The organism is Mycobacterium sp. NGS66 (assembly GCF_059812225.1).
In genome coordinates this window covers 131,154-156,375 of sequence record NZ_JCALCG010000008.1, presented here as the reverse complement: position 1 = coordinate 156,375, position 25,222 = coordinate 131,154, and the positions used below count along the sequence as shown (strand labels likewise).

Genomic DNA, 25,222 nt, shown 5'->3' with positions numbered 1-25,222 from the left:
GAACCTCGCTGCGCCGGCCGGTAAGCGGTGACGCGCGCCGGCACAGCCCGCACCCCGCCAGAGGTGGAGCCGATCGCGCGGGTGCTCCCGATGTTGTCGGTGCCACACCTGGACCGCGAATTCGACTACCTGGTCTCGGCCGAGCAGTCCGACGACGCCCAGCCTGGGGTGCGGGTGCGGGTCCGGTTTCACGGCCGGCTGGTCGACGGATTCCTGCTGGAGCGGCGCAACGACACCGACCACACCGGCAGGCTGGGCTGGCTCGATCGGGTCATCTCGCCCGAACCCGTGCTCACCGCGGAGATCCGCCGGTTGGTCGACGCGGTCGCGGCGCGCTACGCGGGCACCCGGCCGGATGTGTTGCGCCTGGCGGTGCCGGCCCGTCACGCCCGGGTGGAGCGCGAACCGATCGCCATCACTGTGCGTCCGGAGGTCGCTCCCGTCGACCCGGGTGGGTGGGAGGTCTACGGGCGTGGCGGGCAGTTTCTGGCGGCGTTGGCCGAGTCCCGGGCCGCGCGCGCCGTCTGGCAGGCGTTACCGGGCGAGTCCTGGGCCGACCGCTTCGCCGAGGCCGCCGCCCAAACCGTGCGGGCCGGACGTTCGGTGCTGGCGGTCGTGCCCGACCAGCGGGATCTGGACGCACTATGGCAGGCCGCGACGGCTCGGATCGACGAGCACATCGTCGTGGCGCTGTCGGCGGGCCTGGGGCCAGCGGCACGCTACCGGCGGTGGCTGGCGGCGTTGCGGGGCAGCGCCCGGCTGGTCATCGGTACCCGAAGTGCCGTGTTCGCTCCACTGAGCGACCTGGGTCTGGTGATGGTCTGGGCCGACGCCGACGACACGCTGGCCGAGCCGAGGGCGCCGTATCCGCATGCCCGGGAGGTGGCGATGCTGCGCGCGCATCAGGCCCGGTGCGCGGCGCTGATCGGCGGCTACGCGCGGACCGCCGAAGCCCATGCGCTGGTGCGCAGCGGCTGGGCGCACGACATCGTCGCGGCCCGGCCCGTGGTACGGCTTCGCACACCGCGGGTGGTCGCGCTGGACGATCGTGGATACGCCGATGAGCGGGACCCCGCGGCCCGCACCGCGCGAATTCCGTCCATCGCGTTGCGCGCCGCTCGTTCGGCGCTGGACGCGGCCGCGCCGGTTCTGGTGCAGGTGCCGCGGCGCGGGTATGTGCCGTCGCTGGCCTGCGGGCGGTGTCGCACGATTGCGCGTTGCCGGCATTGCACCGGCCCGCTGTCGCTGCCGGATCGTGGTGCACCGGCCACAGCGTGCCGCTGGTGCGGGCGGGTTGAGCCGACGCTGAAATGTGCACGCTGCGGATCGGATTCGGTGCGCGCTGTCGTCGTCGGCGCGCGGCGCACCGCCGAAGAGCTCGGCCGCGCATTCCCGGGCACGCCCGTCGTGACCTCCAGTGGCGAGGCGATAGTGCCGGTCGTTCCCGCCCGCCCGGCCGTCGTCGTCGCCACCCCCGGGGCAGAGCCACGCGCATCGGGTGGGTATGGGGCGGCGTTGTTGCTGGACACCTGGGCGCTGCTGGGCAGGCAGGACCTGCGGGCCGCCGAGGACGCGCTGTGGCGGTGGATGACAGCGGCGGCGTTGGTGCGCCCCCGCGGGGACGGCGGCGTGGTGACGGTGATTGCCGACGCGACCATCCCGACGGTGCAATCGCTCATTCGCTGGGATCCGGTGGGTCACGCGGATGCCGAGCTTGCCGCGCGGACCGAGGTCGGCCTGCCGCCGAGCGTGCATCTGGCCGCCGTGGACGGCTCGGCGGAAACCGTTGCGGCCCTGCTGGATGTCGTCCGATCCCCGGACCTGGACCGGCTGCAAGCCGACCTTCTCGGCCCGGTGGACCTGCCGCCGGGATCACGCCGTCCGGCCGGCACTCCCGCCGGCGCCACGGTCACCAGGATCTTGATCCGGGTCCGCCGGGAGCGCGGCCTGGAGCTGGCAGCGGCACTGCGCCGCGGCGTAAGTGTGCTCAGCACCAGGCAAACCCACGAGCCGGTCCGGGTTCAGATGGACCCATTACATATCGGTTGACGGGTGCTCAGCCGGCGGACGGTAGGCGCCAATCTCGGACGGCGAGATCGACGCAGGCGCGCGGGTCTTTCGAACTTCTTCGCGCCAGCGTCGATCTCGACGGCAGGGCCGGCTCATCGTCTCTTCGCGGTCAGCAGCAGATATTCCCATCCCATGACGCCGTCCACCAGGAACTCGTGCGCCAGCTCGACGAGCTGTGCGTCGAGCGCGGCCGCCAGCACCGCATTGTCGCCGATGTTCGTGAAGGCTTCGATCGTCGGCCCGTAGTGGTTCCTGAAGTAAGAGTGGACCTCCTCGGCGCTGTCAAACCGGTTGACGGTCAACATATTTCGCTTCACCCTGACATCGGTGACGCGATCTCCCAGCAGCCCGAGGACATAGTCCTCGCGACCCCACAGTGCCGCCGGCGGGACGGCCGCCGAAAGCGTGGGCCGATACGGCCGGATGGTTGCCAGCATCCGGCCGAAGAATCCCATTGGCGTCCAACTGATTACGCCGATCGTGCCGCCGCGGCGGCAAACCCGCACCAACTCGTCAGCCGCCCGCTGCTGATCCGGAGCGAACATCACCCCGATCGCCGAGACCACGGTGTCGAATTCGCCGTCGTCGAACGGTAGGGCGTGCGCGTTGGCCTGTTGCCAGTCCAGCATCAGGTTCAGCTCCGCGGCCCTGACCCGGGACCGGTCCAGCAACTCCGGTGTCAGGTCGGTGGAAACCACCTGGGCGCCCGCCCGGGCCGCTGGAAGGGAGATGTTGCCCGATCCCGCAGCGACGTCGAGCACGCGCTTGCCGGGCCCAATGTCCGTCGCCGCCAACAGGATTGGGCCGAGCGGGGCCATCACCTCCTCGGCCATCAGGGCGTAGTCGCCCGATGCCCACACCGCACGGTGCGTGTCGGCAAGCTCTTGTGTGGGCGTATCGATGATCATCCGAACTCCTAGGGTGCGGCGACGGGGGAAGCTGGCGGTGGACGGCGTCGTCGACAGCGCCAGCAATAGTATACATACGAAATAATTTACAGCTACTACATTAGGGCTTTGCTAGACTCACGGGCCATAGCTTGACGGCGCTAGGCACATTTGACGCCTCGGGAAAAGGGGACCCAGGATGCCGGCGGAAAACGCGTTACCAGTCGACGACTCCCTGGACGCGATCACCGATTCGTTGCTGACCGCGTCGCGGTTATTAGTGGCCATCTCTGCCCGTTCGATCGCGTTGGTGGACGAGAGCATTACCATCCCGCAGTTTCGGACCTTGGTGATCCTGTCCAATCAGGGCCCGATAAACCTTGCGACGCTGGCCGGGCTGTTGGGCGTCAAGCCCTCGGCTACCGGGCGCATGGTGGATCGGCTGGTCAGCGCCGGCCTCATCGACCGAATGCCGCACCCGACCTCCCGACGTGAGCTGCTGGCGGCGCTCACGCCACATGGACGCAAGATCGTGCGACAGGTCACCGCGCACCGGCGCGCCGAGATTGCCCGCATTGTGGAGCAGATGCCGGCGCAGGATCGGCACGGGCTGGTGCGCGCGCTCAACGCGTTTACCACGGCCGGCGGTGAGCCGGCTGCCTACCTCGACGACGAAATGTAGAACTTCCGGCCTGATGCGTCTCGTCTTCGCCGGCACTCCCCACACCGCCCTGCCCGCGCTGCGTCGCCTCGTCGACTCGCCACGCCACGAGGTGGTGGCGGTGCTGACTCGACCGGACGCCGCGTCGGGCCGACGCGGGAAACCGCAGCCCTCCGCGGTGGCCCGCGAGGCGCTCGACCGCGGTATTCCGGTGCTGCGGCCGTCGCGGCCGAACTCCCCGGAGTTCGTCGCGGAGCTCTCGGAGCTGACGCCGGAGTGTTGCGCGGTGGTGGCCTATGGCGCGCTGCTCGGCGACGCCCTGCTGGCGGTCCCCCCACAGGGCTGGGTCAACCTGCACTTTTCGCTGCTGCCGGCCTGGCGCGGCGCGGCACCGGTGCAGGCCGCGATCGCGGCTGGCGACACGATCACCGGGGCAACGACGTTTCGGATCGAGCGGAGTCTGGACTCCGGACCGGTTTATGGTGTGGTCACCGAGACGATCCGGCCTACCGACACCGCCGGGGATCTGCTTGAGCGGCTGGCGATTTCGGGTGCCGTCCTGCTGGATACGACGCTGGACGGCATCGCCGAGGGGACGCTGACGCCGCGACCGCAACCCGCCGATGGAGTCAGCCTGGCCCCGAAGATCACTGTCGAGCAGGCGCGGGTGCGCTGGGATCTGCCCGCGCCCGTCGTCGAACGCCGAATCCGCGCTGTCACACCGAATCCCGGTGCATGGACGCTCATCGGCGATCTTCGGGTGAAGTTGGGGCCGGTACACCTCGACACCGGCTCCGCGGCCCCAGAAGCCTTGGCGCCCGGGGCAATTCAGGTGGGCCGCAAAGGCGTCTGGATCGGTACCGGCACCGATCCGGTGCGGCTGGGCCAGATTCAGCCACCCGGAAAGAAGGTCATGGACGCCGTCGACTGGGCTCGCGGCGCCCGGCTCGATCCCACCGCGCGGGCGTCGTGACCGCTAAGCGCCAGCCGCGCCGCCGGCCGCTGGACCCGGCACGTCGCGCTGCGTTCGATGTGCTGCGGGCGGTCAGCGACCGCAGCGCGTATGCGAACCTGGCTCTGCCGGCGCTGCTGCGTCAACGTGGAATCAGCGGACGTGATGCGGCGTTCGCCACCGAGCTGACGTACGGCACTTGCCGCACCCTGGGTCTGCTCGACGCGGTCATCAGTGCGGCGGCCGGACGTCCGACCCAGGCGATCGATCCGGTGCTGCTCGACCTGCTGCGGCTCGGCACTTACCAGCTGCTGCGCACGCGGGTGGGCGCGCACGCGGCGGTGTCCACCACCGTGGAACAGGCTGGGATCGAATTCGATTCGGCGCGAGCGGGTTTCGTCAACGCCGTATTGCGCACGATTGCCGAGCGCGACGAACGGTCCTGGGTAGACGAGCTGGCGCCGGAGCGGTCGCGGGATCCGATCGGTCACGCGGCCTTCGTGCATGCGCACCCGCGCTGGATCGCCCAGGCCTTCGCCGACGCACTGGGGGCGGCGGCCGGAGAACTGGACGCGTTACTGGCCAGCGACGACGAGCGGCCCCAGGTGCATCTGGCGGCCCGCCCGGGTGTGCTGACCGCCGCCGAACTGGCCGCCGAACTCGGCCCACAGACGCACGCCGCCGTCGGGCGTTATTCGCCGTATGCCGTCTACCTGTCAGGCGGCGACCCGGCACAGCTGGCGCCGGTACGCGACGGTAGGGCCCTGGTGCAGGACGAGGGCAGCCAGCTGGTGGCCCGCGCGCTGACGCTGGCGCCGGTCGACGGGGACGCCGGACGCTGGCTGGACCTGTGCGCTGGGCCGGGCGGCAAGACCGCGCTGCTGGCGGCGCTGCTGGTGAACCAGGACTTAGGCGCGCTGGCCCGGGTGATCGCGGTGGAGCCGTCTTTGCGGCGTGCCGACCTGGTGGCCCAGAACACCCGTGGCCTTCCCGTCGACGTGCTCCGGGTGGACGGGCGACATACCGATCTCGAGCCTGGATTCGACCGCGTGCTCGTGGATGTGCCGTGCACCGGGTTGGGCGCGTTGCGCCGACGGCCCGAGGCCCGCTGGCGCCGTCAGCCGGCCGATGTCCCCGGATTGGCCAGGCTGCAACGTGAGCTGCTGGCGGCGGCGATCACGCTGACCCGCCCGGGCGGCGTGGTGCTGTATGCGACCTGTTCTCCGCATCTGGCCGAAACCACCGGGGTCGTCGCCGACGCGCTGCGTCGTCATCCGGTGTGCGCGTTGGACACTCGGCCGTTGTTCGAGCCGGTCAGCCAGGGCCTGGGGGACGGCCCGCACGTCCAGTTGTGGCCGCACCGGCACAGCACCGACGCCATGTTCGCCGCCGCGCTGCGCCGGTCTGCCCGGCCCTAACCGGAAGTAAGTAGTCTGGCGCACATGTCTTCCGGCATTGACAGACCGCTGATCGCGCCGTCGATTCTGGCCGCCGACTTCGCCCGGCTCGCCGACGAGGCAGCCGCCGTAGCCGGCGCCGATTGGTTGCACGTCGACGTGATGGATGCGCACTTCGTGCCGAACCTGACGATCGGCCTGCCGGTGGTGGAGAGCCTGTTGGCCGTCACCGATATCCCGATGGATTGCCATCTGATGATCGAGAACCCGGACCGCTGGGCGCCGCCATACGCCGAAGCGGGCGCCTACAACGTCACCTTTCACGCGGAGGCAACCGACAACCCTGTCGGCGTGGCCCGCGATATCCGCGCCGCGGGCGCCAAAGCGGGGATCAGCGTGAAACCTGGCACGCCGCTCGAGCCCTATCTGGAAATCCTGCCGCACTTCGACACCCTGCTGATCATGTCGGTAGAGCCGGGCTTCGGTGGCCAGGACTTCATTCCCGATGTGTTGGGCAAGGTGCGCGTCGTGCGCAAGATGGTCGATGCGGGGGAGTTGACCATCCTGGTGGAGATCGACGGCGGGATCAACGAGGACACCATCGAGCAGGCAGCCGAGGCCGGCGTCGACTGCTTTGTCGCCGGGTCGGCGGTCTATGGCGCGGACGACCCAGAGTCCGCGGTCGAGGCGCTACGGCGCCAGGCCGTTGCCGCCTCGCCCCATCTGGGTCGGTCGAGCGGTCGTCATCGCACGTCATGAGCGTCGAGCGGGTCGACAGCATCGAAGACGCGATGCGCCTGGCGATCGACCACTCTTTCCAGGTCAAGGGCACAACGTATCCGAACCCGCCGGTCGGGGCGGTGATCATGGACCACGACGGCCGGGTGGTCGGCGTCGGCGCCACGCAGCCGCCGGGCAGCGACCACGCCGAGGTCATCGCGCTGCGTCGGGCGGGCGGTCTGGCCGCCGGCGGCATCGCGGTGGTGACGCTCGAGCCGTGCAATCACTTTGGCAAGACTCCGCCGTGCGTCGACGCCTTGATCGAAGCGGGCGTCCAGGAAGTGATCTATGCGGTGGCCGACCCGCACGAGATTGCGGCAGGTGGGGCGGAACGGCTGTCGGCGGCGGGAGTGCGGGTGCGCTCCGGTGTGCTGGCCGATGAGGTGACCAGCGGCCCGCTGCGCGAATGGCTGCATAAGCAGCGGACCGGGCTGCCGCACTTGACGTGGAAGTACGCCAGCAGTATCGACGGGCGCAGCGCCGCGGCCGACGGATCCAGCCAGTGGATCACCGGCGAGGCCGCGCGCGCCGACCTGCATCGGCGCCGCGCCGACGCCGACGCGATCGTGGTCGGCACCGGCACGGTGCTGGCCGACGATCCGGCGTTGACGGCCCGGCTACCCGACGGCTCCCTGGCCGAACGGCAGCCGCTGCGCGTGGTGGTGGGTATGCGCGAAATACCTTCAGAGGCAAAAGTTCTCAACGACGACGCGCGGACCATGGTGATCCGGACCCGCGACCCGCTGGAAGTGCTCAAGTCGCTTTCCGATCGCACCGACGTCCTGTTGGAGGGCGGCCCGACCCTCGCCGGTGCTTTTCTGCGGGCGGGCGCGGTCGACCGCATCCTGGCTTACGTGGCGCCGATCCTGCTGGGCGGTCCGGTGGTCGCGGTTGACGACGTGGGAGTCCCGAGTATCACCCGGGCGTTGCGCTGGCAGTTCGACGGTGTCGAGCGTGTCGGCCCGGACCTCATGCTCAGCCTGGTGCCGCGCGGCGGCTAGGACGTAGGAGCGCCTACCGTCTCTGGCTCCGGCAGTTCCGGTTCCCCGGCTTCTTCGGCGTGCTCCTTGCGACCGGCAATCAGCAAGCCCAGGAGCGCCCCCGCCACACAGACCCCCGCAGTCATGGTGAATACCTCGCCGTACATCGCAGCGAATGACGGGATGACGTTCTGCGCTTTGGCCAACGTCAAATCCGTGCCCTTCAAGTTGCCGGGAATCAAGGCGTTCTTCTGATTGAGGATCTGGTAGAAGCGGTACAAGCCCCAGACGCTCAACCCGGCCACACCGATGAGCATGCCGGTCATCCGGGCAACTACCACCGCCGCCGAGGCGATGCCGTGCTCGGCCGCGGGAACGACACGCAGCGCGGCCGACGTCAATGGACCGATCACCAGTCCGAGTCCCAGGCCGGCTATCAGGAGGTCGTTGTTGACCGCAACTCCGCCGATGATCAGGTCGTTGTTCACCGCGGGCACGCTGAACAATCCGAAGAAGCTGTGCCGGAAATGCGGGAGGTCGACCGGCCAGTGCGAAATCAGAAGGTAGCCACCCGCAGCGATGAGCAGGCCGGCGAATGCGACCAGACGGTCGCCCACCCGGGTGGCGATGATGCCACCGAGCAGCGCCCCGATGGGAAGTGCGATCAGGAACGACGTCAGCATCGCGGCGGCCTTGTTCTGGTTTAGACCCAGCACACCCTGGCCGAACAATTCGACGTCGACCAGCGTCACCATCAATGCGGCGCCGGCGAAGAATGAAGCGCCCATTGCGGCCAGGAATGGGCGGAACTGCACTCCTGCCGGATCGATGAGCCGGGTCCGCGCGAACCGCTCCCAGATCAGGAATATGACGCCGAAGACGGCCGCGGCGATGACCAACGGCGGCCCGTAATCGGGCAGCGCCTGTTGGCCGTTCGGATTCGGGTTATACAGCCCGAAGACCGCCAGACCGAGGGTGATGGCAATCAGCACACCGCCGACCAGGTCGATTTTCTCCGGCGCCTCGCTGCGGTCGTGCGACGGCAGACTGATTTGGATCAACGCCATGGCGACCAAGGTCAAGGGGACGTTGATCCAGAACACGTCTCGCCAGTCTCGGAACAGCCAGACGATGAAAATTCCGTACAAGGGGCCTAGTACGCTGCCCAATTCTTGTGCGGCGCCGATGCCGCCGAGCACTGCTGCGCGGTTACGCTGCGCCCACAGATCGGCACCCAGGGCCAGGGTGACCGGCAATAGCGCACCACTGGCGATGCCCTGGATGGTGCGGCCCACGATCAGCACGTGAAGGCTCTGCACATGAAAGTCGGTCACGGGCTGCCCGAGGATCCGCATATCTTGCAGCGGATGCCCGAAGATTTCGAAGTTCACGTCGGCCACATTGAAGTTACCGATCGCCACCGATAGTGCGGTGATCACCGATCCGATCATGAAGAAGGCCAGGCTGATTTGCAGCAGTCGTTTCCGTCCGAATCGGTCGGAAGCCCTGCCGAGCAGTGGCATTGCCGCGATGTAGCCCAGAAGGTACATCGTGACGATCGGGGTGATTCGCTGCAGTTGGTTAATCGGGATGCCGACGTCGTGCATGATGTCGCGCATGATCGTGACTACGACATAGGCATCGAGAGCGCCCAGGAGTACCGCGAGACTGCCCGCGCCGATCGCGACTCGGCGCCCTGCCAGGCGCCTCATCCGCCCACCGCCGGTTTGTTGATCTGGAACGGGGTGTTCCACTTCGACATCAGAATCTGCACGCTGTTACCGGGGCTCTTCTGCAGGCTGGCTTGGACCAGTTGATGGTCGCCGGATTCTTGGATCCAAACGACGGCAGGCACTGGATCCGACGCCTTGAACGGCGGCGCCAACTTGTTGACGGCGTCAGCGGGGACGGTTCCGCTGATTCGGATGGTGCTCTGTCCGCCCACGTTCTCCCGACCCTCGGCCTTGGGGTTGGTCAACTGTGCCAGCAAGTTGGCCAACCCGACGTCCGGGTTCAGAAGTGTCGACGGGTCGTAGTGGACCAGGTCGACGGCTTTGCCGACGTCATCCCACTGGCTGCCATTGCTGAGGGCCGTGGTGTAGAGCTCGCCGTCGAGCACCACGAAGTCCGCTTCCAGATCGCCGCCCATCACGCCTGTCAGGCTGGCGTGCCCGCTTGCGGCGGTGTTCGGGTTGGTGGTGAGGTCAGCGGTCAACTTCTTGACGGGCAGCCCGGCGACCTTGCCGGTCACGGTGAGTTCCATGTGCGCGCTTTTGACGGTCTTGGTGGTGTCAGCCGACTGCTTGACCAATTTTGCTGCGTCGGGCAGTGGCCCACCGCTCTTCGAGCTGCTGAACGTGCATCCGGAGATCAGGGCGACGGCGACGCTCAGGGCGGCAAGGACAGCGAAGAGACGGCGACGGCGGGTCTGCATAGTCAGCCATCGTAGAGGGTGCTCCTGACGCGTCCGGTGAACCACGGGGGTGCCGGAGCGTCGTAACACTCATTAACCTGGTGCGATGTTCACCGGAATTGTCGAGGAACTCGGAGAGGTGACCGGCCGGGAGAGCTTGCCTGACGCTGCGCGATTGGTGGTTCGAGGTCCTGTCGTGACCGCCGACGCGGGTCACGGAGATTCGATCGCGGTCAACGGCGTCTGCCTCACCGTTGTGGAGGTGCTGCCAGACGGTCAGTTCAGTGCCGACGTGATGGCCGAGACGCTGAATCGGTCCAACCTGGGTGAACTGAGGGCCGGCAGCCGGGTGAACCTGGAACGCGCCGCAGCGGTCAACAGCCGGCTCGGGGGCCACATCGTGCAGGGGCACGTGGACGGCACCGGCGTGGTGGTGGCCCGCACGCCGTCCGAGCACTGGGAGGTGGTGCGGATCGAAGTGCCGGCCTCGGTGGCGCGCTATGTGGTGGAAAAGGGTTCGATCACCGTCGACGGGATTTCGCTGACGGTGTCCGGTTTGGGTTCAGAACCGAGGGACTGGTTCGAGGTCTCGCTGATCCCGACCACCCGGGAGCTGACCACGCTGGGCGCCGCGCCCGTCGGCACCCAGGTGAACCTCGAAGTCGACGTCATCGCGAAGTATGTGGAGCGTTTGCTGACCGTGAGCGGCGGAAACCCTGCCAAAATAGCGGAAGCACCCTGACAGGAGAGCCGCGTGAGCGTCTTCCGATATTCACCACACCGGTTACTGAACCTCAACGCCGCGACGTTACTCATGTCGACCACCCCGCCACCGGTGACCGACGTCTACCTGCTGCGTCGTCGCCCCATGTTGAGTGTGTTCTGGGGGCTGCCATACGCGGGTTTGTTGCATCGGGGATCGCCGCCGATCGCGCGCCTGGAGCTCACTGATCGGACTTTGCGCTGCACCCTCGTCGACAAAAGCGGATATGCGGGCTGGTTGGCGCGGCGACTTCAGGTACCGGACCTCAAGAAGCGGTTGAAAAGCGGGGAGCCGGTGACGGTGTTCGAATTTCCGCGCGACGGCTATCAGATCACGTGGCCGGATACCAGCCTGGGCAATTTGTGCGAGATCCGCCAAGGACCAGCCGAGCCCTGGGTAATTTCCTTCACCCTGCCCGCCGACTACGAGGACTTCGACTTCGTCCGCTATTTCCACGTCTTCCGGGCCTTCCAAACGCGCGGTATCCGCCAACAGTGGCGGGAGGCCCTGGAACCGGCCGGACAGCACCTCGAGTTGAACCATCCCGCTGAATAAACCGTGGCAATAATGCCGGGGGCGCGGTGGTTCATACTGAATGCAACACTTGGGCACTCTGTACGGGCCCTTCCGACAGCAAGGTAGTAGCGATGACGAGGTTGGACTCCGTCGAACGGGCGGTTGCCGACATCGCGGCCGGCAAGGCCGTCGTCGTCATCGACGACGAGGATCGCGAGAACGAGGGCGACCTGATCTTCGCCGCGCAAATGGCGACGCCGGAGATGGTGGCCTTCATGGTCCGATATACCTCGGGCTATCTGTGTGTTCCGTTGGACGGCGCGATCTGCGACCGGCTGGGGCTGTTACCGATGTACGCGGTGAACCAAGACAAGCACGGCACCGCCTACACCGTCACGGTGGACGCCAAAATCGGTGTGGGCACCGGGATTTCGGCTTCCGACCGGGCCACCACCATGCGGTTACTTGCCGATCCGGCCAGCATCGCCGACGATTTCACCCGCCCCGGTCACGTGGTTCCGTTGCGCGCCAAGGACGGTGGGGTGCTACGGCGTCCCGGACACACCGAGGCCGCCGTGGACCTGGCCCGGTTGGCCGGCCTGCAACCGGCCGGCGCCATCTGTGAAATCGTCAGCCAAAAGGACGAGGGCTCGATGGCCCAGACCGACGAGTTGCGGGTGTTCGCCGACGAGCACGGTCTGGCCATGATCACCATCGCCGACCTGATCGAGTGGCGGCGCAAACACGAAAAACACATCGAGCGCGTCGCCGAGGCGCGCATTCCCACGCGGCACGGGGAGTTTCGTGCGATCGGCTACACCAGCATCTACGAGGACGTCGAGCACATCGCGCTGATCCGCGGCGACATCGCCGGGCCTAATGCCGACGGGGACGACGTGCTGGTCCGGGTGCACTCCGAATGCCTGACCGGCGACGTGTTCGGCTCCCGCCGTTGCGATTGCGGACCACAACTGGACGCCGCGATGGCCATGGTCGCGCGCGAGGGACGCGGGGTAGTGCTGTACATGCGCGGCCACGAGGGCCGCGGCATCGGCCTGATGCACAAATTGCAGGCCTACCAGCTGCAGGACGCAGGCGAGGACACCGTGGAGGCCAACCTCAAGCTCGGATTGCCGGCCGATGCAAGGGATTACGGGATTGGCGCGCAGATCCTGGTGGACCTTGGGGTGCGCTCGATGAGGCTGCTGACCAACAACCCGGCCAAGCGAGTCGGCCTCGACGGGTACGGGTTGCACATCATCGAGCGGGTGCCGCTGCCGGTACGGGCCAACGCCGAGAACATCCGCTATCTGATGACCAAACGCGACAAGATGGGCCACGACCTCGCCGGGTTGGACGATTTCCACGAATCTGTTCATCTGCCAGGTGAATTCGGCGGGGCTTTATGAGTGGTGGCGCCGGAGTGCCGGACGTGCCGGTGCTGGACGCTGCAGCTGTGCGGCTCGCCATCGTCGCCAGCACTTGGCACAGCGAAATCTGTGATGCGCTGTTGGCCGGCGCGCGTAAGGTGGCCAGCGAGTCGGGCATCGACAACCCCACGGTGGTACGCGTGCTCGGTGCGATCGAGATTCCGGTGGTGGCACAGGAACTGGCCCGCAGCCACGACGCCGTCGTCGCACTGGGTGTGGTAATCCGCGGTCAGACACCGCATTTCGACTATGTGTGCGATGCGGTGACGCAGGGTCTGACGCGGGTTTCGCTGGACGAGTCGACGCCGGTTGCCAACGGGGTGCTGACGACCAACAATGCGCAGCAGGCGCTGGATCGGGCGGGGCTCCCGGACTCGGCCGAGGATAAAGGCGCCCAGGCGACGGCGGCGGCGTTGGCCACCGCGCTCACCCTGCGCGACCTGCGCGCTCGGCCGTGACGTCGCCGCCGCCCGCCGACTGGGATGTCGAGCTGCGTTCCCATCTGACCCCGATATTCGCTTACATCGCGGCATTTTTGATCGCTGGAGCGCATATCGTCGTGGGTTTGCTGCTCAAGATGAAGTCCAGCGGAGTGATCTTCCAGACCGCAGACCAGGTGGCGATGGCAGCACTCGGCGTGGTCATCGCCGGGGTGATACTGCTCTTCACCCGGCCGCGGCTGAGGGTCGGTCGTCCTGGACTGTCGGTACGTAACCTGTTGGGCGACAAGCTGATCGACTGGTCCGATGTGGTCGGTGTATCGTTTCCCGCCGGAAGCCGCTGGGCGCGAATCGATTTGCCCGACGACGAGTACATTCCCGTGATGGCGATCCAGGCCGTCGACAAGGAGCGTGCCGTTGCGGCCATGGACACCGTGCGATCGTTGCTGGCCCGATACCGGCCGGATTTGCGCACTCGCTGAGCAACGGTTGTGGCCCTGTTGAGCGCCGTTCTCGTGCGACAAGTCCACACTCGCCGCAAAAGTCGGCGCGCGGTAATGCGCAACTATGCTGCCCGTCAGCAGTAGGCTCACGAAACAAGTCGTTGGAGGCGGGGATGGCACACATTGCAGCCGCAGGCTTCTGCGAAGGAATTCGCCACGGTCGGCCGCCGTGCACAGCGCGGATCACGCCGCGACCACCTGCCTCGCGAGTGCAGCTGGCTGCGAAATAGCCATGCCTGCCACAACCTATGCCGGACTCAGCGACCTTGGGCGTCAAAGATCGCGTAATGACGATCGATGGGGATCGGACCCGGCGCAGGGGCTCTACCTGGTCGCCGACGGGGTGGGCAGTACCGCTCACGGCGACATAGCCGCTGCACTGGTCGTCGAGCAGCTGCCAAGCTATGTGGCGCGCCACTTCGCCGGGGCGGACCTCCAAGATGGCCAGGCTCCCGCGCGGCTGGAGCGAGCAATAGTGGAGATGTGCGGCGACCTGCACGCCCGCAGCCTCGTCGACTCCGAACTCGCCGGGGCCGGCACCACGCTCGTCGCCGCGATGATTATCGACTCACACGTGGTGATCGCTCATCTCGGCGACAGCCGCGCGTACCTGTATCGAGACGGCCAGGTGCGGCGGCTGACCAGCGACCACACTCTGGTGCAGGCGGTGGTGGATGCCGGTCAAATCACCGAGGAGGAGGCCGCGCATCACCCGAAGCGGTCAATAGTCACCCGCCAAGTGCTGATGCCCCCGCCCGCGAAGCCCGACGTAGGTACGTTCGATTTGCGGCCCGGCGACCGAATCCTCTTGTGCAGCGACGGTTTGCACGGCGTCGTCGATGACACCACGCTGGCGGCCGTCCTCACCAGCCACCCAGACCCGTCCGATGCGTGCCGTGCGTTGATCGAGGCCGCCAACAGGGGCGGGGGACCCGACAACATCACCGCTGTGGTGGTCGATGCCGGCCCAGCGCCGACCAGCGCCCGGCCTGCAACTGAACCGAACGCGCCCGAATTCGCTGCCACTCCCAAGGCGGCATCTCAGCCGCAGCAACCTGCGCCACCCCCGCCGCCGGCCAGTCGGATGCGCCGCCCTCCGATGAGGACGCCGGGGCGGCAGCCATGGCCTCGGCAACACCGGAGATTGAAACTGGGCCTGCTGGCTCTGGGCGTCGTGTTATTGGTGGCCATCATTGCCGGCTACCTCCTGTGGCCGTGGCAAACCGCCTCCCAACCGGCAGCCCGGCAAACCGCAAAGCCTTCGGCACAAATTGCCACTCCTTCCATGCAATCAGTGCGACCCAATTCGCCTCCGGCGCCAATCGAGCTCCCTTTCGGTGGCCTCGAACATCCGAAAGCTGTGGCGGTGGACGCTCAGGGCAACGTTTTCGTCGTCTTCGTGAACGATGACAACATCCAGGTCTTGAAGCTGGCAGCGGGGTCAACCAAGCCCAGCGTCCTGCCCTTCGGTGGGCTCAAGGGAGCCTCCGGCATCGCGGTGGCACCGGATGGAACCGTCTACATCACCGACGGCACGCGTGGTGGTCGGCTGATGAGACTGTCAGTGGGGTCGAGCATGCCGACCGAGGTGGAACTCTCGGCGTCACCCGGTCCTGCACTCCGACACCCCTCTGGCGTCGCGGTGGACACCGCGGGCGCTGTCTACGTCGCCGACACGGGGAACGATCGGGTACTGAAACTTCCGGTCGGCTTCAGCCACCCGATCGTGCTGCCGTTCGCCGGCCTCGATCACCCCATCGGTGTGGCAGTGGACGCCAAGGGGACCGTCTATGTCATCGACCAGGGTAACAATCGGCTGTTGAAGCTGCCGACGGGCGCACCCGCCGCGGACGCCATCGTCGGTTTCGATCACCCCGACGGCTTGGCAGTCGACGCCGCCGGCAATATCTACGTCACCGAACGCCATAACCATATGGTGGCGAAGCTGCCGGCCGGCTCCGCCAACCCAACCCCGCTGCCCTTGCCCGAACTCGAAGAACCCACCGGTGTGGCGGTGGATACCGCCGGCAGCGCTTACGTCACCGACGACGACAACGGGAAAGTCCTGAAACTACCAGCGGGGTAATGCATCGCAAGGTTGCCGATGGTTCATCGGCCCGAAACGGGCCCGTCCCTATCCACTGTGTGATCGCCCGATGTTGCGGGTTGGATGAAGCATGGTGACGGTCGCTCCGGTCATCGCCGCGATGATGGTGGCAGTTGCGCCAAAACGTTGATAGGTCACGCGGTTTCGATCTTCCGGCCAATCCCCGACGACCGCGAAGGCTACGGCGATGCCGGCACGCGATCTGCTGCAGGACGGGGTGCAACTGGACAGCCGCGCGTGACGACTTCGGTGTTAGTCGGAAGCGCGCCCGTCCTCACGTTTATCGTGTTGCTGGACTGCTGTCGTCAGGGAGGCTGATGTTGGAGGGGACGCCGTTCGGACGCTATCGGCTGATCGACCTGCTCGGTCGCGGCGGGATGGGCGAAGTGTGGCGTGCTCATGACACTGCCACCGATCGGACGGTCGCCATAAAATTGCTGCCCGCGCATTTTTCCGACGACGAAGACTTCCAGCGGCGATTCCGGCGAGAAGCTCAAGCCGCGGCTCGGTTAAACACCCCGCATGTTGTCCCGATCCACGACTACGGCGAAATCGACGGACGCTTGTACGTCAACATGCGCTTGATCGAGGGCCGCGACTTGGCGACTGTGCTTGCCGATGGCGCTCTAGATGCGGCCCGCGCGGTGCGCATTGTCGAGGGAGTCGCCAAGGCGTTGCATGCGGCCCACGAGGTGGGGTTGGTGCACCGTGACGTCAAACCCTCGAATGTCCTGCTCGACCGCGACGACTTCCCTTATCTGATCGACTTCGGGATCGCCCGTGCCCTGGATGAAACACGAATAACGAAGTCCGGCAATACGATCGGCACCTTCCAGTACATCGCACCCGAGCGTTTAGGCTCCGGGAAGGAGGATGCCCGGGCCGACATCTACTCCTTGGCCTGTGTGCTGTATGAGTGTCTCACCGGGACGCCGCCGTTTGGCCACGCCACGATGGCGGACCTGGTTGTCGCGCACCTCAACATCGCTCCACCCCGCCCATCCACTACGCACCCGGACTTGCCGGCGCAGTTCGATCAGGTGATCGCGAGCGGAATGGCCAAAGACCCCGATCAGCGGTATGCCACAACCATTGCGCTGGCCGCCGCCGCCCGCGACGCCATCACTTTCCCAACTCCTGCGCCTGAGCCGACACCCATCGCGGAACCCGCCACGCGGCCCGCGCCGGTGCCCGCCCCAGCGCCGGCATTCCAGGTTCAACCTCCGACCTCGCCCTCGAGCGACGTACACGCCGTTGATGCCGCGCCGCCTACCCCCCAACCTTCGCCCGTGGAGATACCAGCGCACCGGCCAGTTCCTGAGCCGATGCAGACTTCGCGGCCATCGTCGCGGCGCAAAGCCCTCCTCATCTCGGCCGCCGTCATCGCCGCAATCGTCGTGAGCGTCCTTGCCGTTGCCCTGGCCACCACGACGAACCATCCGGCTGGCCAAGCCGGCCAATCCGGCCAACCCACCGAAAACGACTTGCCTAACGCAGGCACCCTGCTGATGCAGTCCGCCGATAGCACACGAGCGCTCAGGACCGCACATCTCGATCAGACTGTCACGGGCACTGTCCCGGGTTTGCCCATCAAGGCAATGAACAGTGACATCCAGACCACCCCGGCCGCTGCCTCCAAAGGCAACGCCAAACTCCTGTTCGCCGGCAGTGAGGTGGATACCGACTTCGTGATCCTCGACGGCGAGCTCTATATCACCCTCAACCCAGGAACGTGGGACGACATGGGCAAAGCCGCCGACCTCATCAGGTACGACCCGTCGTCAATCCTGAACCCGGGCACGGGGCTGGCGAACCTGCTGTCGACTGTCAGTGCCCCGAAGGCCGTTGGGCGCGAAACGATCAGGGGTTTTCAGACGGTGAAGATCATTGGTCAGGTCAGCGCCGACGCTGTCACAAAGTTGTTCCCGCAGATCACGGCCAACGGACCGGTTCCCGCCACCGCATGGATCCGCCAGGACGGTAACCACGAGTTGGTCCAGCTGATTTTGGAACCCAGCCCCGGCAATAGCATCCAGTCGACTCTGTCCAAATGGAATGAGCCGGTCAGCGTTCAGAAGCCCGTATGAGGTTGCCCCTCAACGTTTTTCGCGCCATTCCCGTTCGAACGGCAACCGCCACGCATTCGGCGCGATCAACTGATGAATGGCGTTGGGTCCCCAGGTGCCGGGCTGGTACATCTTGACCGGCGGCGGGTCGTTCAGCAGTTCTTCTGAACGCTCCCACAACGATTCGATGCCCTCGGCCGTGTTGAACAGTGTGTGATCGCCGCGCATCGCATCGAGGATGAGCCGCTCGTAGGCCTCGAGCACGTCGACGACGGTGTCGACCTCCTGCGTGGAGAACTGCATCGACAATTTGTCGAGCTTCATACCCGGGCCGGGCCGTTTGCCGTAGAAGGACAGCGAGACCTTCGAGTTGTCCGCCAGGTCGAATGTGAGGTGATCGGGACCTTGTGTCCCGACCCCAGACCCCGGCGGGAACATGGTCCGCGGAGCTTCCTTGAAGGCGATCGAGATGACGCGGATGCCCTCGGCCATCTTCTTGCCGGTGCGCAGGTAGATGGGCACACCGGCCCAGCGCCAGTTGTCGATGCCGATCTTGAGCGCGATGAACGTCTCGGTGTCGGAGTCCTTTGCCACGCCTTCCTCTTGGCGGTAACCGGCGTACTGGCCCCGCACCACATTTGACGGCTTGACCGGCAGCATCGACCGGAACACCTTGTTCTTCTCTTCGCTGATGGCGCGCGGCTCGAGGGCCGTAGGCGGCTCCATCACCACGAAAGCCATCACTTGGAACAGGTGGGTCACCACCATGTCCTTGTAGGCGCCGGTGCTTTCGTAGAAGTTGGCGCGCTGATCCAGACCGAGCGCTTCGGGGATGTCGATCTGGATGTGGTCGATGAAGTTGCGGTTCCAGATCGGCTCGAATAGTCCGTTGGCGAAGCGGAACGCCAAGATGTTCTGCGCTGCCTCCTTGCCCAAGAAGTGGTCGATCCGGAAAATCTGCGATTCCTCGAATGTTTCATGCAGGAAGTCGTTGAGCGACACGGCGCTGGCCAGGTCGGTGCCGAACGGCTTCTCCATCACTACCCGGGAGCGCTCCACCAGCTTGGCGTCGCGCAGCATGGTGATGACGTCACGCGCCGCCTTCGGTGGAACCGAGAGGTAGTGCAGCCGCCGCACCTCGCCGCCCAAGTTGTCTTCGGCTTGCGCGACCGCCTCAGCGAGTGCCTCGGGTCCGGCGCCCTGGGGGACGTAGGTGATAATTCGGGCGAAGTTGTCCCACTGGTCGGGCGTGAGCTTATGCGTGCCGAACGAGTCGATCGCCTTTCTGGCGAGATCGCGGAACTGGTCGTCGTCGAAGTCTTCCAGCGACGTCGCGACGATCTGAATGTCGGGCGCCAGCTCGGACTGGTCCAGGTACGCGAGACCGGGGAGCAGCTTGCGTTTAGCCAAGTCTCCGGTCGCCCCGAACAGGACGATGACGTGGGGATCGAGCGGGGTAGCGTCGTGGCGACGCGGTCGTGCACCCGGTGCCGGATAAGAGATGGTCTGCGGTTTCTTGGTGGCCACTCTCGCGATACTTCCACTTTTTTGCGGCGCTAGGCGCTCAAGTGGTCTTAATGCCGTCGCTCTTGCTGAAATCGGCGCGGTCGACTAACCGAACGGGCATGGCAGCCCACTTCCGTCGGTGCCTCTGCCAGGCCGGTCCCGCAGCTCGGTCTCCTCAAGGCCACCCAGCCCGATAAACAGTGAGAAAGGAAGGGCGAGGACGACGAGTAGCGCCGCACCGATCTTCTTCTGCGGCGGATGGCGGCCGTGTAGAACAAGTGCGAGAGCAGCTAGGGCGCAGGTCGCCGCGACGACGAGCAACACGATGACAGTCCACCCGAAGATTCGGTTATCGGGCAACGGCGGCAATGGATCTAGGTGACCACAGTGGTGAGATACGTAGGCGTTCCACACGTCGTCCCGGTGCACCGGCAACCACACAGCGGCGGCACTCAAGATCAACGCGAGACCGGCCGTCAGCGACAACCAGAGCGCTAGGCGCGGTGTGCGCGTTCGAGCTGTCATAACTGCTTCCTGGGCGGACAACTGCATCTGAACGACAACCTATCGAAAGCAGCTTCGCCACCCGGCTATCTCGTTTGGGACGAGGACGACGGCGCCCTCGCGAGACGCAAAAGCACCTAATTCAGGCTCGAATGAGGTGCTTTTGCGTCTGCTCGGCACCGATGCCGCCACTCCTCAAGCGCCCGATAGCCTGGGATACGTGCCAGATCCCGCGACATATCGCCCCCCGGCCGGGTCCATCCCGGTCGAGCCGGGCGTCTACCGATTCCGGGACGCGCACGGGCGAGTCATCTACGTCGGCAAGGCGAAGAGCCTGCGCAGCCGGTTGACGTCCTACTTCGCCGACGTCGCCGGCCTGCACCCGCGGACCCGGCAGATGGTGACCACCGCAGCCAAGGTCGAGTGGACGGTGGTCAACACCGAAGTCGAGGCGTTGCAGCTGGAATACAACTGGATCAAGGAGTTCGATCCGCGCTTCAACGTCCGCTACCGGGACGACAAGTCCTATCCGGCGCTGGCCGTCACCCTCAACGAGGAGTTTCCGAGGCTGATGGTCTATCGCGGCCCGCGGCGCAAGGGTGTGCGCTACTTCGGGCCGTACTCCCACGCCTGGGCGATCCGGGAAACGCTGGATCTGCTCACCCGGGTGTTCCCGGCACGCACCTGTTCTGCCGGAGTGTTCAAGCGACACAAGCAAATCGACCGGCCATGCCTGCTCGGCTACATCGACAAGTGCTCGGCGCCGTGCGTCGGCCGGGTCAGCGCCGAGCAGCATCGCCAGATCGTGACGGACTTCTGCGATTTCCTGTCCGGCAAGACCGACCGGTTCGCCCGCGACCTGGAACAGCAGATGAACGCGGCGGCCGAGCAACTCGATTTCGAGCGGGCCGCACGGCTTCGCGACGACCTGTCCGCGTTGAAGCGCGCCATGGAGAAGCAGGCCGTGGTGCTGGGTGACGGCACCGACGCCGACGTGGTCGCCTTCGCCGACGACGAACTGGAAGCGGCGGTGCAAGTGTTCCACGTCCGCGGCGGCCGGGTTCGGGGCCAGCGCGGCTGGATCGTCGAAAAGCCCGGCGACCCAAATGAATCCGGCGAGGAGAAACTCGTCGAACAATTTCTCACCCAGTTCTACGGCGAGCAGGCCGAGCTCGACGGCGCCGCCGACGAAGCCGCCAACCCGGTGCCACGCGAGGTGCTGGTCCCGTGCCTGCCGTCCAACGCCGACGAGCTGGCCAGCTGGCTGACCGGTCTGCGCGGCGGCCGGGTGGTGCTACGGGTCCCGCGCCGCGGCGACAAGCGGAAGCTGGCCGAAACCGTGCAGCGCAACGCCAAAGAGGCTCTGCAGCAACACAAGCTGAAGCGTGCCGGCGACTTCAACGCGAGATCTGCTGCGCTGCAGAATATTCAGGAGGCGCTGGGGTTGGCCGACGCGCCGCTGCGGATCGAATGCGTCGACGTCAGCCACGTGCAGGGCACCGACGTGGTGGGCTCGCTGGTGGTCTTCGAAGACGGCCTGCCGCGCAAATCGGACTACCGCCACTTCGGCATCCGCGAGGCGGCCGGGCAGGGACGCTCGGACGACGTCGCCTCCATCGCCGAGGTGACCAGACGCCGGTTCTGGCGCCACCTGCAAGATCAGCACGACCCGAATCTGCTTTCCCCGGAAGGCAAATCACGTCGCTTCGCCTATCCGCCCAACTTGTTCGTCGTCGACGGCGGCGCCCCGCAGGTCAATGCGGCCAAGGCGGTGCTCGACGAGCTCGGCATCACCGACGTCGCAGTAATCGGTTTGGCGAAGCGACTGGAAGAGGTGTGGGTGCCGTCGGAACCGGATCCGATCATCATGCCGCGCAACAGCGAGGGACTGTATCTGTTGCAGCGGATCCGCGACGAGGCGCACCGATTCGCCATCACCTACCATCGCAGCAAGCGTTCCAAGCGAATGACGGCATCGGTGCTGGACTCGGTGCCCGGATTGGGAGAGCATCGTCGCAAAGCGCTGGTCACCCACTTCGGATCCATAGCCCGCCTCAAGGAGGCCACCGTCGACCAGATCACCGCCGTTCCGGGTATCGGCGTGGCCACTGCCACCGCCGTGCTCGAGGCCCTGCGACCCGATGATTCCGGAGCCCCGGAATGACCGTGGAGGACTCGCCGGCCGATATCGACGTCGTCCTGGTGACCGGGTTGTCCGGCGCCGGTCGCGGCACTGCGGCCAAGGTGCTCGAGGACCTCGGCTGGTATGTGGCCGACAACCTGCCGCCTCAGCTGATCACCCGGATGGTGGACTTCGGACTGGCGGCCGGGTCGCGGATCACCCAGTTGGCGGTGGTGATGGACGTGCGGTCGCGCGGGTTCACCGGTGACCTGGATTCGGTGCGCACCGAACTGGCTACCCGGCACATCACCCCCCGCGTCGTGTTCATGGAGGCATCCGACGACATGCTGGTTCGCCGTTACGAACAGAACCGCCGCAGCCATCCACTGCAAGGCCAGCAGACCTTGGCCGAAGGCATCGCCGCCGAACGCCGGATGCTGGCCCCGGTCCGTGCCACCGCCGACCTGATCATCGACACTTCGACACTGTCCGTGCGCGGTCTACGCGAAAGCATCGAGCGCGCATTCGGCGGCGATACCGGGGCGACCACCAGCGTCACCGTGGAGTCTTTCGGCTTCAAGTACGGCCTGCCCATGGATGCCGACATGGTGATGGATGTGCGGTTCCTGCCGAATCCACACTGGGTCGACGAGTTGCGCCCGCTCACCGGCCAACATCCCGCAGTGCGTGACTACGTGTTGGGGCAACCTGGCGCGGCCGAGTTCCTGGACGCCTACCATCAGTTGCTGTCCTTGGTCGTCGAAGGTTACCGCCGGGAGGGGAAGCGTTATATGACGGTCGCCATCGGCTGCACCGGCGGTAAGCACCGCAGCGTCGCGATCGCCGAGGCGTTGATGGGACTGTTGCGGTCCGATCCCCAGCTGTCGGTGCGGGTGCTGCACCGGGATCTGGGTCGCGAATGACCTCACCAGGCGTCCCCGCGAACAAGAGCATCGTTGCCCTGGGTGGCGGGCACGGCTTGTATGCGACGTTGTCGGCCGCTCGCCGGCTCACCCCGTACGTCACCGCCATCGTGACCGTCGCGGACGACGGCGGCTCCTCGGGGCGCCTGCGCAGCGAGCTCGAGGTGGTGCCCCCCGGCGATTTGCGAATGGCGTTGGCGGCGTTGGCATCCGACAGCCCGTATGGGCGGCTGTGGGCCACCATCCTGCAACACCGGTTCGGCGGCAGTGGCGCGCTGGCCGGGCATCCGATCGGCAACCTGCTGCTGGCGGGGCTCAACGAGGTGCTGGCCGACCCAGTCGCCGCGCTCGACGAGCTCGGCCGCATCCTCGGCGTCAAGGGCAGGGTGCTGCCGATGTGCCCGATCGCGCTGCAAATCGAGGCCGACGTGTCGGGCCTGGAAGCCGACCCGCGAATGTTCCGGGTGATCCGCGGCCAGGTGGCGATCGCCACCACTCCGGGAAAGGTCCGGCGGGTCCGCTTGCTGCCCGCCGACCCGCCGGCGACCCGGCAGGCCATTGACGCCATCATGGCCGCCGACCTGGTGGTGCTGGGACCCGGATCGTGGTTCACCAGCGTGATCCCGCACGTGCTGGTGCCGGGGCTGGCGGCGGCCCTGCGGGCCACCACGGCCCGACGCGCGCTGGTGCTCAACCTGGTGGCCGAACCGGGGGAGACCGCCGGCTTTTCGGTGGAGCGGCACCTGCACGTGCTCGCCCAGCATGCGCCCGGTTTCACCGTGCACGACATCATCATCGACGCCGAGCGAGTGCCAAGTGAGCGGGAACGGGATCAGCTGCGCCGCACCGCAACACTGCTGCAAGCCGAGGTCCACTTCGTCGACGTGGCCAGACCTGGTACACCTTTACATGACCCGGGCAAGCTGGCGGCGGCTTTGGATGGGGTACGCGTGGGCGATGACGGCCCGGCGGTGCCCGCGGTGACGGCCACCGAGGAGATCCCGATCGATGGTGAACGTCCACAGAGTGGCGTGCAGGAACCGGGTCGACAACGGACCAAGGGGTGACGACGCGTGGCGATGACGACCGAAGTCAAGGAAGAGCTCAGCCGCCTGGTAGTGAAATCCGTCAGTGCGCGTCGGGCCGAGGTAACTTCCCTGCTGCGGTTCGCCGGCGGCTTGCACATCGTGAGCGGTCGGGTGGTTGTCGAGGCCGAGGTGGACCTGGGCGGTATCGCACGGCGCCTCCGTAAGGACATCTTCGACCTGTACGGGTACAACGCCGTCGTGCATGTGTTGTCCGCCAGCGGAATTCGCAAGAGCACTCGCTATGTCCTGCGGGTCGCCAACGACGGCGAGGCGCTGGCTCGCCAGACCGGGCTGCTCGACATGCGTGGGCGCCCCGTGCGGGGCCTGCCCGCCCAGGTCGTCGGCGGCAGCGTCGGCGACGCCGAAGCCGCGTGGCGAGGCGCCTTTCTGGCGCATGGTTCGCTGACCGAGCCGGGACGCTCGTCGGCGCTGGAAGTCAGCTGCCCCGGTCCCGAGGCCGCGCTGGCGTTGGTGGGGGCGGCCCGCCGGCTGGGGGTCAGCGCCAAGGCGCGCGAGGTGCGTGGCGCCGACCGCGTGGTGGTGCGCGACGGCGAAGCGATCGGCGCGTTGCTGACCCGGATGGGTGCCCAGGACACTCGGGTGATCTGGGAAGAGCGCCGGCTGCGCCGCGAGGTGCGTGCGACGGCCAACCGGCTCGCCAACTTCGACGACGCCAACCTGCGCCGCTCGGCGCGGGCCGCGGTGGCCGCGGCCGCGAGGGTCGAGCGGGCGCTGGAGATCCTCGGCGACAGCGTGCCCGAGCACCTGGCCTCGGCCGGCAAACTGCGCGTCGAGCACCGGCAGGCGTCGTTGGAGGAGCTGGGTCGGCTCGCCGACCCTCCGATGACGAAAGATGCTGTCGCAGGCCGCATTCGACGGCTGCTGTCGATGGCCGATCGCAAGGCGAAGGTTGACGGCATCCCGGACACCGAGTCGGTGGTGACGCCCGACCTGCTCGAGGACGCCTGACCTACTGTGCGTTTGGTGTGAGCTGACGGCGCTGAGTGTGAGCTGACGGCTTTCGGCGTGAGCGTAGGGCGGGATTCGGCGCGGATTTCCGCCCAGGATTCACTCGCGACGCCCAGGATTCACACCCAATCACGAGACTTCGAAT

The 25,222-nt window shown here is 66.6% G+C and carries 21 protein-coding genes and 1 pseudogene; 17 read left to right on the top strand and 5 right to left on the bottom strand.

Annotation, left to right across the window (positions count from 1 at the left end; genetic code table 11):
* Nucleotides 1-90 precede the first annotated feature (90 nt).
* Nucleotides 91-2,049, top strand: coding sequence for a primosomal protein N' (locus AC5Y2L_RS16510; RefSeq protein ID WP_499936849.1), 1,959 nt, complete (start codon nucleotides 91-93; stop codon nucleotides 2,047-2,049).
* 113 nt (nucleotides 2,050-2,162) lie between these two features.
* Here the strand turns inward: AC5Y2L_RS16510 and AC5Y2L_RS16505 are convergent, their stop codons facing one another.
* A complete protein-coding gene (locus AC5Y2L_RS16505; RefSeq protein WP_499936686.1) occupies nucleotides 2,163-2,978 on the bottom strand; it encodes a class I SAM-dependent methyltransferase in 816 nt (271 codons plus the stop codon).
* Between the two features lie 178 nt (nucleotides 2,979-3,156).
* Here AC5Y2L_RS16505 and AC5Y2L_RS16500 point away from each other — a divergent pair, with 178 nt between their 5' ends.
* Genes AC5Y2L_RS16500 through ribD form a run of 5 tightly spaced genes read left to right on the top strand, consistent with a single transcriptional unit; the run spans nucleotide 3,157 to nucleotide 7,748 of the window.
* Complete coding sequence (locus tag AC5Y2L_RS16500) at nucleotides 3,157-3,639, top strand: MarR family winged helix-turn-helix transcriptional regulator (RefSeq protein WP_499936687.1); 483 nt, start codon at nucleotides 3,157-3,159, stop codon at nucleotides 3,637-3,639.
* 13 nt (nucleotides 3,640-3,652) lie between these two features.
* Nucleotides 3,653-4,591, top strand: a complete 939-nt coding sequence (fmt, locus tag AC5Y2L_RS16495; protein WP_499936689.1) for a methionyl-tRNA formyltransferase — start codon at nucleotides 3,653-3,655, stop codon at nucleotides 4,589-4,591.
* Nucleotides 4,588-5,988, top strand: a complete 1,401-nt coding sequence (locus AC5Y2L_RS16490) for an RsmB/NOP family class I SAM-dependent RNA methyltransferase (RefSeq protein WP_499936691.1) — start codon at nucleotides 4,588-4,590, stop codon at nucleotides 5,986-5,988. Before fmt ends, AC5Y2L_RS16490 begins: the two co-directional genes overlap by 4 nt.
* Nucleotides 5,989-6,012: 24 nt before the next feature.
* Nucleotides 6,013-6,726 (top strand): ribulose-phosphate 3-epimerase, encoded by a 714-nt coding sequence (gene rpe, locus AC5Y2L_RS16485; protein ID WP_499936693.1) that lies wholly within the window; start codon nucleotides 6,013-6,015, stop codon nucleotides 6,724-6,726.
* Nucleotides 6,723-7,748, top strand: a complete 1,026-nt coding sequence (gene ribD, locus AC5Y2L_RS16480) for a bifunctional diaminohydroxyphosphoribosylaminopyrimidine deaminase/5-amino-6-(5-phosphoribosylamino)uracil reductase RibD (protein WP_499936695.1) — start codon at nucleotides 6,723-6,725, stop codon at nucleotides 7,746-7,748. Before rpe ends, ribD begins: the two co-directional genes overlap by 4 nt.
* Here ribD and AC5Y2L_RS16475 read toward each other — a convergent pair.
* Both AC5Y2L_RS16475 and AC5Y2L_RS16470 read right to left on the bottom strand, forming a co-directional pair.
* Nucleotides 7,745-9,439 carry an MFS transporter gene (locus AC5Y2L_RS16475; RefSeq protein ID WP_499936697.1) on the bottom strand — a complete coding sequence of 565 codons (1,695 nt, stop codon included), beginning with the start codon at nucleotides 9,437-9,439 and terminating at the stop codon, nucleotides 7,745-7,747. The genes ribD and AC5Y2L_RS16475 overlap by 4 nt on opposite strands.
* On the bottom strand, nucleotides 9,436-10,167 hold the full coding sequence (locus tag AC5Y2L_RS16470) for an LppX_LprAFG lipoprotein (protein ID WP_499936851.1): 732 nt from the start codon (nucleotides 10,165-10,167) through the stop codon (nucleotides 9,436-9,438). Before AC5Y2L_RS16470 ends, AC5Y2L_RS16475 begins: the two co-directional genes overlap by 4 nt.
* Nucleotides 10,168-10,246: 79 nt before the next feature.
* Here AC5Y2L_RS16470 and AC5Y2L_RS16465 point away from each other — a divergent pair, with 79 nt between their 5' ends.
* The 7 genes from AC5Y2L_RS16465 (at nucleotide 10,247) to AC5Y2L_RS16435 (ending at nucleotide 17,986) form a co-directional block, all read left to right on the top strand.
* Nucleotides 10,247-10,882 (top strand): riboflavin synthase, encoded by a 636-nt coding sequence (locus AC5Y2L_RS16465; RefSeq protein WP_499936699.1) that lies wholly within the window; start codon nucleotides 10,247-10,249, stop codon nucleotides 10,880-10,882.
* Nucleotides 10,883-10,894: 12 nt separating this feature from the next.
* Nucleotides 10,895-11,458 carry a hypothetical protein gene (locus AC5Y2L_RS16460; protein ID WP_499936701.1) on the top strand — a complete coding sequence of 188 codons (564 nt, stop codon included), beginning with the start codon at nucleotides 10,895-10,897 and terminating at the stop codon, nucleotides 11,456-11,458.
* Between the two features lie 92 nt (nucleotides 11,459-11,550).
* Complete coding sequence (locus AC5Y2L_RS16455; RefSeq protein ID WP_499936703.1) at nucleotides 11,551-12,828, top strand: bifunctional 3,4-dihydroxy-2-butanone-4-phosphate synthase/GTP cyclohydrolase II; 1,278 nt, start codon at nucleotides 11,551-11,553, stop codon at nucleotides 12,826-12,828.
* Nucleotides 12,825-13,307 (top strand): 6,7-dimethyl-8-ribityllumazine synthase, encoded by a 483-nt coding sequence (gene ribH, locus AC5Y2L_RS16450; protein ID WP_499936705.1) that lies wholly within the window; start codon nucleotides 12,825-12,827, stop codon nucleotides 13,305-13,307. Before AC5Y2L_RS16455 ends, ribH begins: the two co-directional genes overlap by 4 nt.
* Entirely contained in the window at nucleotides 13,304-13,771 is a 468-nt protein-coding gene (locus tag AC5Y2L_RS16445) for a PH domain-containing protein (protein WP_499936706.1), read from the top strand. The genes ribH and AC5Y2L_RS16445 overlap by 4 nt, the downstream gene beginning before the upstream one ends.
* 253 nt (nucleotides 13,772-14,024) lie before the next feature.
* The gene (locus AC5Y2L_RS16440; RefSeq protein WP_499936708.1) at nucleotides 14,025-15,878 is read left to right on the top strand and encodes a protein phosphatase 2C domain-containing protein; all 1,854 of its coding nucleotides are present in this window, start codon (nucleotides 14,025-14,027) and stop codon (nucleotides 15,876-15,878) included.
* A 338-nt stretch (nucleotides 15,879-16,216) separates the two neighbouring features.
* Nucleotides 16,217-17,986: an LppX_LprAFG lipoprotein gene (locus AC5Y2L_RS16435; protein WP_499936709.1), complete on the top strand. Its 1,770-nt coding sequence runs from the start codon at nucleotides 16,217-16,219 to the stop codon at nucleotides 17,984-17,986.
* A gap of 9 nt (nucleotides 17,987-17,995) precedes the next feature.
* On the opposite strand, the gene zwf is transcribed toward AC5Y2L_RS16435, so the two are convergent.
* Nucleotides 17,996-19,492 carry a glucose-6-phosphate dehydrogenase gene (zwf, locus tag AC5Y2L_RS16430; RefSeq protein ID WP_499936711.1) on the bottom strand — a complete coding sequence of 499 codons (1,497 nt, stop codon included), beginning with the start codon at nucleotides 19,490-19,492 and terminating at the stop codon, nucleotides 17,996-17,998.
* An 84-nt stretch (nucleotides 19,493-19,576) separates the two neighbouring features.
* Entirely contained in the window at nucleotides 19,577-19,996 is a 420-nt protein-coding gene (locus AC5Y2L_RS16425) for a hypothetical protein (protein WP_499936713.1), read from the bottom strand.
* Between the two features lie 199 nt (nucleotides 19,997-20,195).
* Between AC5Y2L_RS16425 and uvrC the strand changes: the two genes are divergently transcribed.
* The 4 genes and pseudogenes from uvrC to whiA all read left to right on the top strand — a co-directional run bounded on the left by uvrC (nucleotide 20,196) and on the right by whiA (nucleotide 25,077).
* Complete coding sequence (uvrC, locus tag AC5Y2L_RS16420) at nucleotides 20,196-22,139, top strand: excinuclease ABC subunit UvrC (protein ID WP_499936715.1); 1,944 nt, start codon at nucleotides 20,196-20,198, stop codon at nucleotides 22,137-22,139.
* Nucleotides 22,136-23,020, top strand: coding sequence for an RNase adapter RapZ (gene rapZ, locus AC5Y2L_RS16415; RefSeq protein WP_499936716.1), 885 nt, complete (start codon nucleotides 22,136-22,138; stop codon nucleotides 23,018-23,020). The genes uvrC and rapZ overlap by 4 nt, the downstream gene beginning before the upstream one ends.
* A pseudogene (gene yvcK, locus AC5Y2L_RS16410) lies at nucleotides 23,017-24,103 on the top strand (uridine diphosphate-N-acetylglucosamine-binding protein YvcK). Before rapZ ends, yvcK begins: the two are co-directional and overlap by 4 nt.
* A complete protein-coding gene (whiA, locus tag AC5Y2L_RS16405) occupies nucleotides 24,100-25,077 on the top strand; it encodes a DNA-binding protein WhiA (protein WP_499936853.1) in 978 nt (325 codons plus the stop codon). The pseudogene yvcK and the gene whiA overlap by 4 nt, the downstream one beginning before the upstream one ends.
* Nucleotides 25,078-25,222: the final 145 nt, after the last annotated feature.

Excerpts from the sequence above, each read along its gene's own strand:
- rpe (WP_499936693.1), top strand. The coding sequence starts at position 6,013 with ATGTCTTCCGGCATTGACAGACCGCTGATCGCGCCGTCGATTCTGGCC.
- AC5Y2L_RS16505 (WP_499936686.1), bottom strand. The coding sequence starts at position 2,978 with ATGATCATCGATACGCCCACACAAGAGCTTGCCGACACGCACCGTGCG.
- AC5Y2L_RS16475 (WP_499936697.1), bottom strand. The coding sequence starts at position 9,439 with ATGAGGCGCCTGGCAGGGCGCCGAGTCGCGATCGGCGCGGGCAGTCTC.
- AC5Y2L_RS16425 (WP_499936713.1), bottom strand. The coding sequence starts at position 19,996 with ATGACAGCTCGAACGCGCACACCGCGCCTAGCGCTCTGGTTGTCGCTG.
- fmt (WP_499936689.1), top strand. The coding sequence starts at position 3,653 with ATGCGTCTCGTCTTCGCCGGCACTCCCCACACCGCCCTGCCCGCGCTG.
- rapZ (WP_499936716.1), top strand. The coding sequence starts at position 22,136 with ATGACCGTGGAGGACTCGCCGGCCGATATCGACGTCGTCCTGGTGACC.
- whiA (WP_499936853.1), top strand. The coding sequence starts at position 24,100 with ATGACGACCGAAGTCAAGGAAGAGCTCAGCCGCCTGGTAGTGAAATCC.
- ribH (WP_499936705.1), top strand. The coding sequence starts at position 12,825 with ATGAGTGGTGGCGCCGGAGTGCCGGACGTGCCGGTGCTGGACGCTGCA.
- ribD (WP_499936695.1), top strand. The coding sequence starts at position 6,723 with ATGAGCGTCGAGCGGGTCGACAGCATCGAAGACGCGATGCGCCTGGCG.
- AC5Y2L_RS16435 (WP_499936709.1), top strand. The coding sequence starts at position 16,217 with ATGTTGGAGGGGACGCCGTTCGGACGCTATCGGCTGATCGACCTGCTC.
- AC5Y2L_RS16455 (WP_499936703.1), top strand. The coding sequence starts at position 11,551 with ATGACGAGGTTGGACTCCGTCGAACGGGCGGTTGCCGACATCGCGGCC.
- AC5Y2L_RS16500 (WP_499936687.1), top strand. The coding sequence starts at position 3,157 with ATGCCGGCGGAAAACGCGTTACCAGTCGACGACTCCCTGGACGCGATC.
- AC5Y2L_RS16465 (WP_499936699.1), top strand. The coding sequence starts at position 10,247 with ATGTTCACCGGAATTGTCGAGGAACTCGGAGAGGTGACCGGCCGGGAG.
- AC5Y2L_RS16440 (WP_499936708.1), top strand. The coding sequence starts at position 14,025 with ATGCCTGCCACAACCTATGCCGGACTCAGCGACCTTGGGCGTCAAAGA.
- AC5Y2L_RS16510 (WP_499936849.1), top strand. The coding sequence starts at position 91 with ATGTTGTCGGTGCCACACCTGGACCGCGAATTCGACTACCTGGTCTCG.